A 13,610-nucleotide genomic window follows, 5' to 3' on the forward strand; every position below is an offset into this window, starting at 1 on the left:
CGCGTGAGCGGTCACCTTCCGGACCGCGCTGGCGTGGCGCTGCCTCCGTTGCCACCCGGCCTGTCGGCAGCCTCCACGGTCGCGCAGTTTGCGGGCCTGCTGGCCGCCTACGCCTGCCGCGCCACGCACGCGCACGGCGTGCAGGTGTGGGTGGTCACGGACGGGCAGCTTCAGGCGGTCGCCGAGGAGGGGCGCGGGCTGGCCCTCAGTGACGGCACGCTGGTCAGCGAAGCCCTGACCGGCGGAACCCTCCTGCACGAAGGGATGCTGGCGGCCCTGCCGTTCGGGTGCGGGGTGCTGGAGTTCGTGGGAGCCGACCCGGACGGCCTGCACGCCCTGCTGGGAACCGGGCCGCTGCTGGCCCTGGCGGTCGAGGGTGTGCAGGCCCGCGAGGCCCGGCGCGGCCACGGGCGCATCGCCGAGACCGTGGAGGGCCTGATGCGCCGCCTGGGCGGCAGCCTGGACCTGTCCGAGGTGCTGACCGTCACGGCGCAGAGCGCCGCGCTGGCCCTGGGGTTCCGGCGGGCGTTCGTGGCGCTGTTCAGCGAACTCAGCGACGGCGGGGCGCGGACCGGGGAGGTCTTCACGCACGGGTTCACGCAGCCGTTCACGGGCGGGATCGGCGTGGGCCCCGTGACCTTCGAAACGCTGGTCCGCCGGGGCGAGGCGATCCGCTTTGAGCGTGGCCGCGACCACGAGTCGCCGCTGGCGCGCGGCCTGCGGGAACTGAACCCGGAAACGGCCGTCATCGCGCCCCTGAACGCGCGCGGGCAACCGCTGGGCCTGCTGTACGTGGACACCACCGAACACGTGCCCGCCACCGAGGACGACGCCCGCATCGTGCTGGCCCTGGCCGAGCAGGCCGCCCTGGCCATCGACAACGCCCGGCTGTACGGCATCGAGACCCGCAAGCGCGAGGCGGCCGAGGCGCTGCGCGAGGCGGGCGCGGCCCTGGCCGGCAGCCTGCACCTCAGCGAGACCCTGGAACGCGTGCTGGAACGCGCCGTGACCCTGTTCCGCGCGGACGCCGCCGCCGTGTACGAGAAACAACCGGACGGCCGCAGCATCAACATCCGCTCGGCGGTGGGCCTGAGCAGCGAGTACATGCTGCGCGTGAAAGCCAAGGTGGGCCTGGGCGTCACGGGCCGCGCGGTCGGGGAAGGCACCCTGATCGCCGCGCACGACCTGACCACCGAGAACGGCGGCGGCAGCAGCCGCTACACCCGGCAACTGCTGGCCACCCACACCTACCCGTACCGGGGCGTGATCAGCCTGCCGCTGCGGGTCGGTCCGAACGTGTTCGGCGCACTGACCCTGTACTGGTCGGCGCCGCTTCCGCTGGACAGTGACGACCTGGCGCTGGCCGGGGTGTTCGCCTCGCAGGCGGGCCTCGCCATCGAGAACGCCCGCCTGTACGAGGAAGAGCAGCTGCGCGAGCGCGAAGCCGGGGCGCTGCTGGCCATCAGCCGCATGCTGGGCGAACGCCCGCAGGGACAACCCGACGACGCTGCGCTGCGCGACGTGATCCGCGAGGCGACCCTGGCCCTGCACGCCGGACGCGGCCTGCTGGCCCTGTTCCCCGACGCCACCGGCAGTTTCCCGGCAGACACGCCGCCCGGCCCTGACAGCTGGCGCGTCACGCGTTGCGCGGCGTACAACCTGCACCCCCCGGACGCCTCCGAACTGGCCGACCTGAGCGCGCAACTCGGCCGCGGCCCCCGCGCCCTGACCCGCCGCTACGCCCTGCCCGTGGCTGGCAGCGCCCTGATCGTTCCGCTGCTGACCGCCCAGACCGACGCCCGCACGCCGCTGGGATTCCTGTACTTCGACGATCCGGGCCGCGACCTGCCGGGCGACCGCACCCTGCAACTGGCGCGCAGTCTGGCCGACCAGATCGCGCAGACCCTGACCCGCGAACGCCTGCTGGCCGCCCTGGAACGCGAGGAAGCCCGCTACCGGCAGCTGGCCGAGGGCGCGCACGACCTGATCATCAGCAGCGACGCGCACGGCGTGATCGACTACGCCAACCCGGCCGCCCGCACCCTGCTCGAACCCCTGACCGGCCCGCTGACCGGCGCGAACCTCCTGACCCTCCCCACCCGCGACACGCAGGCGGCCCTGCAGGTCGCGTGGGCCGACGCGCAGGCCCGCACCAGCGGCAGCCGCGCCGAGATCCGCATCGGCCCGTACCACCTGGAAGTCCGGGTGGGCAGCGTGGACCACGGGCGCGGCGTGCTGACCGTCAGCCGCGACCTGAGCGAACTGCAGACCCTGGCCGACGAGATCGCGCGGCGCGGGCAGGCGCTGGAAGCCGCCACCAGCCGCCAGAGCGAACTGCGCAGCTTCCTGACCCTGTTCACGCAGGCGCAGGAGGAAGAACGCCGCCGCATCAGCCGCGAACTGCACGACGACACCGCGCAGGTCCTGACCGCCACCACCCGCCGCGTGGCGAGACTGGCCCGTGACCTGAGCGGCGAACAGAAAGCCCGCGCAGACGACATCCTGCTTGACCTGAACGCCGCCATCGACGGCGTGCGCCGCTTCGCGCGGAACCTGCGCCCCAGCGTCCTGGACGACCTGGGCCTGCTCCCGGCCCTGGAATGGCTGGCCACGCAGGCCCTGACCACCACCCGCCTGGAAGTCAGCGGCGCCGACCGCCGCCTGAGCCCCGCCACGGAACTCACGGTGTTCCGGCTGGCGCAGGAAGCCCTGAACAACGTCGACAAGCACGCCCGCGCCCACACCGCCGCCATCCGCGTGGCCTTCGGCGAGCCGCCGCAGGGCGGGGTGCGGGTCGCCATCACCGACGACGGCCGGGGGTTCACGCCCGAACAGGCCCACGCGCAGGCGCAGGCCGGACACCTGGGCCTGCTGGGCCTGCGCGAACGCGTGACCCTGGCCGGCGGCACCCTGGCCGTGCAGAGCGCCCCCGGGGAGGGCACCACCCTGACCTTCACCCTGCCCGGCTGACCTTCACCCTGTCGGAGCAGGCGGGCGCGGCGTCAGCGGCGCAGCAATTCCTCGATGGCGTCCGCGAGGTGTTCGGGGCTCAGGTAGTCGTCGCCGCGTGCTACGCGCAGTTCATAGGCGCGGCGCAGCACGTCCGCGTCGCGCAGGCCCTCGGGCGTCTCGAACTTGTAGCAGGCCAGTTCGACCTTCATGCCGTTCGGGTCGCGGAAGTACAGCGAATCCATGAAGCCCCGGTCGCGTTCCAGTACCTCAATGCCGCGTGCGCGCAGCCGCGCGGGAGCCAGCTGGAAGGTCGCGCGGGACACGTTGAACGCGAGGTGCTCGACGGTCCCCGGTTCGCGCGGCGCGTCCCGCCCGGCGTCCACGCGGCCCTCGTCGGTGAACACGGTCAGCAGGCGGCCGTCGCCGGGGTCGAAGTACAGGTGGTTCTCGGCCGGGTTGCCGAGGTTGGGTTGCTCGAACACGAACGGCATGCCCAGCACGCCCTCCCAGAAGTCCAGTGCGCTCTGGCGGGTGGAACCGACGATGGTGACGTGATGCAGGCCCTGCACCTGCACCCTGCTGCTGATGGCGCTGCGGATCATGCTTCAGGGTACGCGATCAGCCGTAGCGGCGCAGGAAGGCCTCGCGGGGCAGCCACGCCATCTTCGGCGTGCCCTCGCTGGGCGTTCTGGTCGTGCCGTACGCGCCACGCAGCAGCCGGAAGCCCAGCCCGTACCAGCGGGCCCGTGCGGGTGGCAGGTCCAGCAGTGTGAAGCCCGCCTGTTCCAGCGGTCCGTGAAACAGCGTGACGGCGAACACGGCCTGCGCAGACTCCAGTTCCGGGCGTTCGCGTAGCGCGCGGGCCACGTCCTTCAGGCTCCGCTGGTACGCCCGGTACGCGCCGAGCACGCTGCGGGACGCCAGCCCCACGATCCGGGGTGAGTGCAGGTGCAGTTCGGCGGTGGGCGTGCCGGGCGGCAGGGGCAGGGGAGAGGGCGCGTGATCCAGCGGCGCGACCCGCATGACCGCGTCGACGCGGGCGGTCAGGTCGATCACGCCGTGAGCGCGCGCGAAGCGGTCCTCGACCACGCGGGTGTACGCCAGGGTCAGCAGGTCGCGCGGCGTGCCGGCCCGCCGGCCCGGCAGGTCCCGCAGCGGCACCGGCCGGTAGCCCAGCGCCCGCCACGCTGTCAGGGTCGCGTCCAGGTCACCGGGCCTGACGACGCGCAGCGCTCCGGGTTCGGGCCGCTCGCCGGTGCTGGGCAGGGGCCGCAGCCCACGGGCCAGCAGGCTGCGCAGGGCGGCGGCGCTGTCCGGCGCGGCCCAGTCCGTGACGGCCTGACCGGCCGCAGCTTCCAGCAGGGTCACGCCGGCCGGGTCGCCCTGGCCGGCCAGTTCATGCCCGGCCTGCACGGCCGCCCGCACGCCCTGCGGGTCCAGGCGGGCCAGGGCGGGAGGGATCAGCAGGGTGGCCGGCGTGCCCACCAGCGCCGTCAGGGCGGCCTGCAACTGCCCGGCGTCCGCGACCGGCACCAGCAGCGCCACCTGCGGAGCGCCCGGATGCCCGCCGTGCCACGCGCCGCCCACCCCGGCCCGCAGGGCCAGCCGCAGCAGCCGCCCCTGTGCGGCGCGGTCGTGGGTCGCGCGTTCCTGCGGACTGTGAGAGGAGGCCATGCCGTGAAATCTACCGCATGAGCCGCCTTCCGCCCGGCCTGCGGGGACCGCGTGCAGGGCAGGGTGGTGGGGGTATCCACCGAAAGTCGGGGGACAGTCTCATGTCCGGCGTCGTATGCTCCTCAGAGCGATGCTTCAGGATTCCTTAAACTTGTACGGGCTCCGGATCTCCGGCCCACGCGGCGGCCGGGCATGAAACCGTTGCGGATCGGGCTGTTCACCGACACGTTCCTGCCGGACCAGAACGGCATCGTGACCAGTGTCGCCCTGCTCAGCGATGAGCTGCGTGCCCAGGGGCACCACGTGGACGTGGTCGCCCCGGACTTCCCGGAACACGTGGACACCCGCAGCGACGTGGTCCGCGTGGACAGCCTGCGCTACATGTTCCTGCCCACCTACCGCCTCGCGTGGCCCACCCGTAAGGACTTCCACCAGAAGTACGACGTGGTGCACACCCACACGCCCCTGACCCTGGGACTGGCGGGCGCGCGGCTGGCCCGCAAGTGGAACGTGCCGCACGTGGCCACGTACCACACGCACATCGAGGCGTACACGCACTACGTGCCGGGCGTCACGGCCCTGCAACGCCACACGGGCGTCGTGACCCGTGTCATGAGCCTGCTGTACGGCCGCGCCGACGCCGTCATCACGCCCACTGCCGGCATGCTGGACGTGCTGCGCGCCATGCGGGTGCGTCATCCGGTCGTGATTCCCACCAGCATCGACCCGCGCGTCCTGGAGGCCGCCCCGGCCATCGACAGTCCCTGGCCCGCCGGGAAACGCCGCCTGCTCAGCGTGGGCCGCCTCGCCCGCGAGAAACGCTTCGATCATGTGCTCGACACCCTGACCGGCCTGCCCGACGCTCACCTCGTGATGCTGGGCGAGGGCCCGGAACGCCAGCACCTCGAGGCGCACGCCGCCCGCATCGGCGTGGCGGACCGCGTGACCTTCCTGGGCGTGCGCCCCTGGGAGGAGATCGGCGCGTACTACCGCCTCGCGGAACTGTTCGTGTTCGCCAGCGACACCGAAACGCAGGGTCTGGTGTTGCAGGAAGCGCAACTGATGGGCGTGCCCGTCGTGGCCGTCGGCGCGCGCGGCACCCTCAGCGGCGTGGCGCACGAACGCAGCGGGTACCTCGTGGCGCCCGCCGACGTGAACGCCCTGAGCCGCCACGCCCGCGACATCCTGGACGACCCGCAGCTGTGGGCGCGGCTGTCGGCCGGCGCGCGCGACTTCGGAACTTCGACCACCCCGGCCGGCGTGGCGCAGCAGGTGCTGGACGTGTACGCCACGGTTCTGGGCATGGCGCGCGAGGTCAGTTTTCCGGTGGAGGCCGGCGCTCCTCCCCGAAATAACCTCGCGTATGACCAGTGATGTTCCGCAGGTGCTGCCACGCGAACGGCAGCACGCCCCGGTCCAGGCGGCGCGCACTGGTCTCCACCAGCGCGCCCGGCACGAACGCCACCTCGCCCAGCCGCGCCAGGGCCTGACCCAGGATCACGTCCTCGTAGGCTTCCACTTCCGCGTACCCGCCGGTCAGCAGCGCCGCCTCCCGCGAGTACGCCATGTTCGCGCCCGCCAGATTCGGTTTGCCGAGCACCCGGCAGACGTGCAGGAACGCGCTGTACCCGGCGCCCGACAGCCGCGACCAGTGCGGCGCGACCCCGCAGAACCGCATGGGGCCGTACAGGGCTGCGCGGCCCGGCGCGGCCTCACTGAGTTTCTCCAGCCACTGCGGACTGGGCAGCGAGTCCGCGTCGGTCGTGGCGACCCACTCGCTTCTGGCCGCCTCCAGTCCCATCTGGCGGGTGTGGGCCACGCCGGGCCGCTCGCAGCGCAGTACCGTCGCGCCCCAGTCCCGCGCGACCTGCACGGTCCGGTCGGTGCTGCCGTTGTCCACCACGATCACCTCGTCGGGCGCGTGGCGCTGCCCGGCCAGCGCGCGCAGCGTCAGGGGCAGGTAGACCTCCTCGTTGCGGGCGGGAATGACGACGGTAAATCCGGGCACGCGCACAGGCTAGCAGGCCCGCGCCCCCTTCATGCCCACTTCATGAGGACCGCGCGGCCCCCGGCTGCCGCGCAGGCGTCAGAATGGCAGGCGCCGTGACCTTCCGAGACCGCCTGCCCCTCCGCCCCGGCACCGCGCGCGCCGTGTCCGCCGCTGCGTTCTCGCTGGCCTGCGCGGAGATGATCCGCTCGGGGCTGTACCTGTCGTACCTGGGGCAGAGCACCCTGGCGCAGGACGCCCTGGGCGTCACGCCGTCCGTGGTGGGCCTGGCGTGGGCGCTGCATATCGGCGCGGACACCGTCATGCGCGGCCCCGCCGGCCTGCTGATCGCCCGCTACGGCCTGCGTCCGGTCATGATCGCCGGGGCGGCCCTGAGCCTGCTGGCCCTGGCGCTGCTGCCCGCCGCGCACGCCGGCTGGGCCCTGCTCCTGATCGCCGTGCTGCACGGCGTGGGCTTCAGCGCCGCGTGGCCCGGCGCGATGAACCTCACGGCCGACGCCACCCCGGAAGGCGTGCAGGGACGCGCCCTGACCGCCGTGTCCATGGTGATCCTGCCGTTCATCGGCCTGGGGTACTTCCTGTTCGGCGCGCTGCGCGACGCGCCCCTTCAGAGCGTGTACCTGCTCAGTCTGGGCGTGCTGGGCCTGTCGCTGCTGGCGGCGTTCCTGCTGCCTGCCCGCGCCGTCCGTGGCCCCGCCCGCGAGGTCATGAACGCCGAGGCGCGCCGCGAGGTGCTGCGCCGCCTGCGCCCCCTGCTGCCCGCCGCGCTGATGCAGACCGTCACGCTCTCGCTGTTCGGACAGGTGCTGTTCCGCGTGACCGACGACCTGAATCTGACGTACTGGACCATGATCGCCATCCTGGTCACGGGCGGGGCCGCCGCGTTCGGCAGCCTCCCGTTCATCGGGAAGGTCGCCGACCGGGGCCGCGCCACCCTGACCCTGACCGCCGGGTTTGGCCTGATCGCGCTCGGCATGGGGGGCATCGCCCTGCTGCCGCCCACCTGGGCGCTGTTCCCGCTGGCCGCGCTCGTCGGGCTGGGCTTTGCCGGCGTGCAGCCCGGCTGGGGCGCCCTGGTCACCCGCACGCTGCCCGAACCGCAGCGGCCCGCCGCGTGGGGCGTCCTGATGACCCTGGAGAACATCGGCACGGCCGTCGGGCCGCTGCTGGGCACCCTGGCCTTCGTGCAGCTCGGCGCGCGCGGCCCCTTCGCGCTGGGCGCACTGTTGTCCCTACTGGCGACCGTCTTCTACGTCCTGTTCCGCCACGCCTTCCCACCCGCCCAGGGGACCGACGGACCGGCAACTGGCGTGGGCGAGGCGATCTCCTGAGCCGCTCACTGGCCCGCCGGGCGCTGACCTGGGTGGGCAGTGGCCTGGGCCTGCTGGCCCTGACGGACCTGCTGGGCCGCGCCGCCGGACTGGGCGCCCTGGGCGCCGGCCCCCGCCCCGCACCCCGCGTCGCCCTGACCTTCGACGACGGCCCGGGCCCCCGCACCCCGGACCTGCTGGCCGTCCTGGCAGCCCACGGGGCCCACGCCACGTTCTTCGTGACCGAGTCCGCCTGCCGCGCCCACCCCGAGGAGCTGCGCGCCCTGCACGCGGCCGGGCATCAGGTCGAGGCGCACGGCCGCTGGCACCGCCACGCCCTGCTGCTGCCCCCCTGGCAGGAGTATGCGCAGATCGCGTGGCACCCCCGCGCCGACCAGAGTGGCCCGCACCTGTACCGCCCGCCCTACGGCGGACACAGCCCACTGACCCGTCTGCTGGCCCACCTGACCGGCCGCCAGATTGCCCTGTGGGACGTGGAAAGCCGCGACTGGACCGCGCTGCCCCCCGGACAGCTGGCCGCGCAGACCCTGGCCTGCACCCGCCAGGGCAGCGTGATCCTGCTGCACGACGGTCCCCAGGTCACGCCCGCCCTGCTGGGGGCCCTGCTGACCGGCCTGCGTGAGCGCGGTCTGAAGCCGGTCACCCTGAACGACCTGCGCCCCCGCCGCATTGGCCTGAGAGAAGGCTGGGCGCGCCTGCGCGGCAGTTACGGAGGGTAAGAGGGCAGCGGAGTGCAGGAAGCCGGCCGTGGGAACAGAAAAAAGCCCTCTCCGTTGGGGAGAGGGTTGGGTGAGGGGTCTTGCCCCCGTCAGCTGACCGGGGGTTTGCTGACGCGTTGACGGCCCGCCAGGGCGCGGCCCAGCGTAACCTCGTCGGCGTATTCCAGCGCGCCGCCCACCGGGAGGCCGTACGCGATGCGGCTCACGACGGCGCCCAGCGGTTCGAGCAGCCGCTGGAGGTACAGCGCGGTCGCGTCGCCCTCGACGGTCGTGCCGGTCGCCAGGATGACCTCCTGGTTCGCCTGCACGCGCGGCAGCAGCGGCCGGATGTGCAGTTTGTCCGGGCCGACGCCGTTCATGGGGCTCAGCACGCCGTGCAGCACGTGGTACAGGCCACGGTACTCGCCGCTGCGTTCGATGGCGATCACGTCACCGGGTTCCTCGACCACGCAGATCAGGTCCTGATCGCGGGTCGGGTCGCTGCACACGTCGCAGCGGTCTGCGTCCGTGATGTTGAAGCACACGGGGCAGGTGTGCAGGTCCCGCTTGGCTTCCAGCAGCGCCCGCGAGAGCCGCTCGATGTCCTCGCGCGGCTGCTCGAACAGGTGGAACGCCAGCCGCTGCGCGCTTTTCGGGCCGATGCCCGGCAGGCGCGACAGTTCGCGGATCAGCGCCACCAGCGATGGAGGGTACTTCAAGCGCGCCTCAGAATCCGGGGATGCCCAGGCCGCGCGTGGCGTCCTGTTGCAGGGCGTCGGCCTTGGCGCCCGCGTCCTGCAGGGCCACCAGAATCAGGTCTTCCAGGGCTTCCACGTCGTCCGGATCCACGGCCTCGGCCTTGATCTTCAGGGCCGTGACCTTTCCGTGCCCGTTCATGGTGACGGTGACCAGTCCGCTGGCGCTGCCTTCCACGCTCTTGGCGGCCAGGTCGTCCTGAATCTTCGCGGCGGCGGCCTGCGCCTGCTGCATCTGCTTCATCAGCTTCTTCATGTCCATGACACGCAGTCTAGCGGGCCGGGGCAGGGGAGAAGGTGGCGCGCGGCGCTGATGGGCAGAAACCGGCTTTACAGTGCGGGCGTGCGGGTGCCCTTGGCGCGGCGGTACAGTTGCGCGGGGCGGCCCACGCCGCTGCGGCGCTCGCCGCTGACGGTCAGGGTGCCCTGCGAGAGCAGCCGCTTGCGGAAGTTGCGTTTGTCCAGTTTGCGGTTCAGGATCGCCTCGAATACGCCCTGAAGCTCGGGCAGGGTGAAGGTGTCGGGCAGGAATTCCAGCGCCAGGTTCGCGTACTCCAGGCGCAGTTGCAGCCGGGCCAGGGCGCGGTCCAGGATCGCCTGGTGGTCGAAGGCGAGGCGGGGCGGGTGGTGCGCGCTGACCCACTCGGCGCCCAGGGTGTGCCCGCCGCCGCTGACGCTGACCGTGCCGTGCGGCAGGACCGCGAGGTGCGCGACGCTGACGATCCGGCCGCGCGGGTCGCGGTTGACCTCCCCGAACGTGAAGAACTGTTCGAGGTGCCTGGGTTCGAGTTCCACGCTGGTCTCGGTGCGCAGTTCGCGCAGGGCGGCCTCGTGCAGTTCCTCGCCGGGGTGGACGAACCCGCCGGGCAGCGCCCAGTCGCGGGCGTGCGGCAGTTCGCCGCGTTGCACCAGCAGCACCATCAGTTCTCCGGCGTGCATGGCGAAGGCGGCGACGTCCACCGCGAGGCCGACCTGGGTGGCCTGCGGGGGAAGGGCGAGGCTGTTCATCCCTGAATGCTAGGGTTTGTGTCCCTGGTACGTCAAGGATAAGTGTCGCCCCGGTGCCCGCCGGACGCCTACGCCAGCGCGCTTCAGGTGAGGTTTTGGGTGGACAGCGGCAGCGGCCCGGCTGGCACGGTGGCCGGGGCTGGCCGCGCCGCGCGCGCCTCGGCCAGCGACACCAGTACGTGCGCGCGCAGCAGTTCCGCCGTGCTCCACGCCTGGAAGGGGCAGCCGCCGGGCCGCAGGCTGTCCCCGGCGAACACCTCGGACACGTGCCCGATCCCGGCCTCCCAGACGTGCCCGGTCAGGCCCGCCAGGGCCGCGCGCGCCCGCCGCACCTCGCCGCGCGAGAGCAGCAGTTCCACGAACGCCGTCAGCGGCCACGGCCACACGGTCCCCTGGTGGTAGGCGGCGTCGCGCTGCACCTGCGCGCCCCCGTAATTGCCCCGGTAACGGGCGTCCAGCGGCGACAGCGTGTGCACCCCGACCGGCGTGAGCAACTGCGCCTCGACCTCGCGGATCACGCGGTCCACCTGCGCGGGCGTGGTGGGCGTGTCCGGCAGCGCCAGCGCCAGCGCCACGTTCGGGCGCACGCTGCGGTCCGGCGTGCCGTCGGCCGCCAGGGCGTCGGCGTACGCGCCGCCCTGCCAGAACGCCGGGAAGGACTCGCGCGCGCGGGCCAGGGCGCCCACGTACTGCGGGCGTTCCCCCAGCGCGTCCGACAGCCGCGCCTCGGCCCCCAGCGCCGCCAGCCACAGCCCCTGCACCTCGACTGGCTTGCCATGCCGGGGCGTGACCACCCAGCCCTCTATCTTCACGTCCATCCAGGTGAGCTGCACGCCCGCCTCGCCCGCCAGCAGCAGCCCGTCGCGGTCGTCGGCGCGGATGCCGTGATCCGTGCCGCGCAGGTGCCAGTCCAGCAGCTCCCGCAGCGCCGGCAACGATGAGCGCGCAAAACTCAGGTCGCCGGTCACGCTCACATAGCGTTCCAGCGCCACGGCCAGCCACAGCGCCCCGTCCACCGTGTTGAAGCCGGCGCCGCCGCCGTCGTCATGAAAGTTGTTGGGCGTCAGGCCCCGGCGCAGGCTGGCCAGGAATGTGCCCAGCAGGTCGCGCGCCTCGGCGTGCCGGCCGGTCAGCAGGGTCAGGCCCGTCAGGGCGATCATGGAGTCCCGGCCCCAGTCCGCGAACCACGGGTACCCGGCGATCACGGTCACGCCCGCCGGTCGCTCGCGCCGCACCAAGTATGCGTCGGCGGCGACGGCCAGCGTGGCGACCAGTTCGTCGCGCACGCCGCTCGTCTCCTGCGCCCGCCGCGCCAGCTCACGCCGCCGCGCGGCCTCCTGCGCGTACGCCGCCCAGGGGTCCGCAACCGTCTGCGCGGCCGTCACGGGGGTCACGCCCTGCACGACCAGCGCCGCGCGCCCCCCGCCGGCCGGAAGGCTGACCTCCCACAGGTCGCTGCCCAGCGTCACCTCGTGGTCCGGTTCGCCGCGCGCCGCGTCGTGCCGGTAGTACACCCGCTGCGGGTGTGGCTGCGGGGTCAGGGCGTCGATCACCGCGCCCGGCGCGTGCAGCGTGGCCCGCGTGAACGGCCCCCCGTCCACACTGCCGCCCGCACCGCGCACCGTCACCTCGCGCCCCCCCGCCCCGAAGTGCAGCTCTGGCACCCGCTCGTGCACGTGGTGCATGTCGCGGTTCACGAACAGCCCCCCCAGGCGCAGTGTGACCGGCTCGCGGCTCTGCACGTCGTACAGGAACACAGCCGCGCCGGAAGCGGGTGGCATGAACACCCGCCGCCGCACCCGCACGCCCGCGAACAGCTGCTCACGCTCGGGCAGCAGGTCCCACACGGCCGCGCCGGTCAGCAGCTCCAGGCCCCGGCCCTCGAACACGCCGGGCGCGATCTCCAGCGCGTGCAGCTTCGCCTCGCGCCCCGCGACGTGCAGGGTCTCCAGTGGCGAGACGAACAGCGTGCGGCGCCGCACCGGCGGCTGCTCACTGACCACCAGCCCCGAGTAGCAGCGGGTGGGGACGCCCGCCACGCTGCCCAGCGCGAAGCCGCCCAGCCCGTCGGTCAGCAGCACCTCCAGGTCCGGGTCGCGGGCTGCCAGCGGACCGTACGTGTAGGCCGAAACGGGGCCGGGGGCGACGGGACGGGCAGGGCCGGAAGTTGAGGAACTGCTCATGCCCACAGCATGCCAGAACCCCGCCGGGTCCGGCGCAGTGACCCTGCGTGATAGACTGAGATTCATTCGCCCGCGGACTGCGCGGGCAACAGCCGCCCGGACGGCCAGCGTGCACCGGGCGCGTAAGAGGTGATGAACATAGCGAAAGAACACAAGGTCAACGAGCAGATTCGTGTGCGCCAGATCCGGTTGATCGGCGCGGAAGGCGAGCAGGTGGGCATTATTGACACTCGCGACGCCATGAACATGGCCCGCGAGGCCTCGATGGACCTCGTGATGGTCAGTCCGCAGGCTGTGCCCCCCGTTTGCCGCCTGCTCGACTATGGCCGCTTCCGCTACGAGCAGCAGCAGAACGAGAAGGAAAACCGCAAGCGCGCCCGCGCCCAGGAAGTCAAGGCCATCAAATTCCGCGTGAAGATTGACGGCAACGACTTCAAGACCAAGACCGGGCACGTGCGCCGTTTCCTCGAGGAAGGCCACAAGGTCAAGGTCACCATCATGTTCCGCGGGCGCGAACGCACCCACCCGGAACTCGGTGAGCGCATTCTGGTGCGCGTGGCCGAAACGCTGGCCGACATCGGCGCTCCCGAAGGAACCCCCAGCATGATGGGCATGGACATGAACATGATCATGACCCCCAAGGCTGCCCCGGTCCCCAAGAAGGAACGCACGGACGACGCCCCGGCGGAAGGTGCGCCCACCACGGCCGCCGCCGCCCCGGCCGAAGCTGCCGCCAAAGCCGACGTGGCCGACGCGCCCGCCGCTGCTCCCAGCGAAGCCGCCAGCGCCTGACCCCCGGTCAGACCACCCACCGCTGAGCACACAGAACGCGGCCTGCCCTGTACCGGGGTGGGCCGCGCTTCTATAGCGACGGTCCGGCCCGGAGGTTGCCCGCATGAATGGACGCTCAGTGCGCCAGCGGCCCGTATTGTTGCCCGCACCTCAATCCACCGGATGCTTTATTTTATAAACTGACGTGCGATTCGGGCCGGATCACCCCG

The 13,610-nt window shown here is 72.6% G+C and carries 12 protein-coding genes; 5 read left to right on the forward strand and 7 right to left on the reverse strand.

Annotated elements, in window-relative coordinates; all coding sequences use genetic code 11:
- Window positions 1–3: 3 nt before the first annotated feature.
- On the forward strand, window positions 4–2,970 hold the full coding sequence (locus tag M8445_RS08940; RefSeq protein WP_273987428.1) for a sensor histidine kinase: 2,967 nt from the start codon (window positions 4–6) through the stop codon (window positions 2,968–2,970).
- Between the two features lie 32 nt (window positions 2,971–3,002).
- On the opposite strand, the gene M8445_RS08945 is transcribed toward M8445_RS08940, so the two are convergent.
- A complete protein-coding gene (locus M8445_RS08945; RefSeq protein WP_273987429.1) occupies window positions 3,003–3,554 on the reverse strand; it encodes a VOC family protein in 552 nt (183 codons plus the stop codon).
- 16 nt (window positions 3,555–3,570) lie between these two features.
- The gene (locus tag M8445_RS08950; RefSeq protein ID WP_273987430.1) at window positions 3,571–4,626 is read right to left on the reverse strand and encodes a YkoP family protein; all 1,056 of its coding nucleotides are present in this window, start codon (window positions 4,624–4,626) and stop codon (window positions 3,571–3,573) included.
- Window positions 4,627–4,818: 192 nt separating this feature from the next.
- Between M8445_RS08950 and M8445_RS08955 the strand changes: the two genes are divergently transcribed.
- Window positions 4,819–6,000, forward strand: a complete 1,182-nt coding sequence (locus tag M8445_RS08955; RefSeq protein ID WP_273987431.1) for a glycosyltransferase family 4 protein — start codon at window positions 4,819–4,821, stop codon at window positions 5,998–6,000.
- Here the strand turns inward: M8445_RS08955 and M8445_RS08960 are convergent.
- Window positions 5,942–6,634: a glycosyltransferase family 2 protein gene (locus M8445_RS08960; RefSeq protein WP_273987432.1), complete on the reverse strand. Its 693-nt coding sequence runs from the start codon at window positions 6,632–6,634 to the stop codon at window positions 5,942–5,944. The genes M8445_RS08955 and M8445_RS08960 overlap by 59 nt on opposite strands.
- Before the next feature lie 95 nt (window positions 6,635–6,729).
- Between M8445_RS08960 and M8445_RS08965 the strand changes: the two genes are divergently transcribed.
- Window positions 6,730–7,965 carry an MFS transporter gene (locus M8445_RS08965; protein WP_273987433.1) on the forward strand — a complete coding sequence of 412 codons (1,236 nt, stop codon included), beginning with the start codon at window positions 6,730–6,732 and terminating at the stop codon, window positions 7,963–7,965.
- 32 nt (window positions 7,966–7,997) lie between these two features.
- Entirely contained in the window at window positions 7,998–8,684 is a 687-nt protein-coding gene (locus M8445_RS08970; RefSeq protein ID WP_273987434.1) for a polysaccharide deacetylase family protein, read from the forward strand.
- 89 nt (window positions 8,685–8,773) lie between these two features.
- On the opposite strand, the gene recR is transcribed toward M8445_RS08970, so the two are convergent.
- The 4 genes from recR to M8445_RS08990 form a co-directional block, all read right to left on the reverse strand.
- Window positions 8,774–9,382 (reverse strand): recombination mediator RecR, encoded by a 609-nt coding sequence (gene recR / locus M8445_RS08975; RefSeq protein WP_273987435.1) that lies wholly within the window; start codon window positions 9,380–9,382, stop codon window positions 8,774–8,776.
- Between the two features lie 7 nt (window positions 9,383–9,389).
- A complete protein-coding gene (locus M8445_RS08980; protein ID WP_273987436.1) occupies window positions 9,390–9,680 on the reverse strand; it encodes a YbaB/EbfC family nucleoid-associated protein in 291 nt (96 codons plus the stop codon).
- Between the two features lie 68 nt (window positions 9,681–9,748).
- Entirely contained in the window at window positions 9,749–10,426 is a 678-nt protein-coding gene (locus tag M8445_RS08985) for an NUDIX hydrolase (RefSeq protein ID WP_273987437.1), read from the reverse strand.
- A gap of 83 nt (window positions 10,427–10,509) precedes the next feature.
- The gene (locus M8445_RS08990; protein WP_273987438.1) at window positions 10,510–12,609 is read right to left on the reverse strand and encodes an amylo-alpha-1,6-glucosidase; all 2,100 of its coding nucleotides are present in this window, start codon (window positions 12,607–12,609) and stop codon (window positions 10,510–10,512) included.
- Window positions 12,610–12,738: 129 nt separating this feature from the next.
- On the opposite strand from M8445_RS08990, the gene infC reads away from it, so the two are divergent.
- Window positions 12,739–13,401 carry a translation initiation factor IF-3 gene (infC, locus tag M8445_RS08995; RefSeq protein WP_273987439.1) on the forward strand — a complete coding sequence of 221 codons (663 nt, stop codon included), beginning with the start codon at window positions 12,739–12,741 and terminating at the stop codon, window positions 13,399–13,401.
- The last annotated feature ends 209 nt before the right edge of the window (window positions 13,402–13,610 follow it).

The sequence above is a fragment of the Deinococcus aquaticus genome, assembly GCF_028622095.1.
Classification (GTDB): Bacteria; Deinococcota; Deinococci; order Deinococcales; family Deinococcaceae; genus Deinococcus; species Deinococcus aquaticus.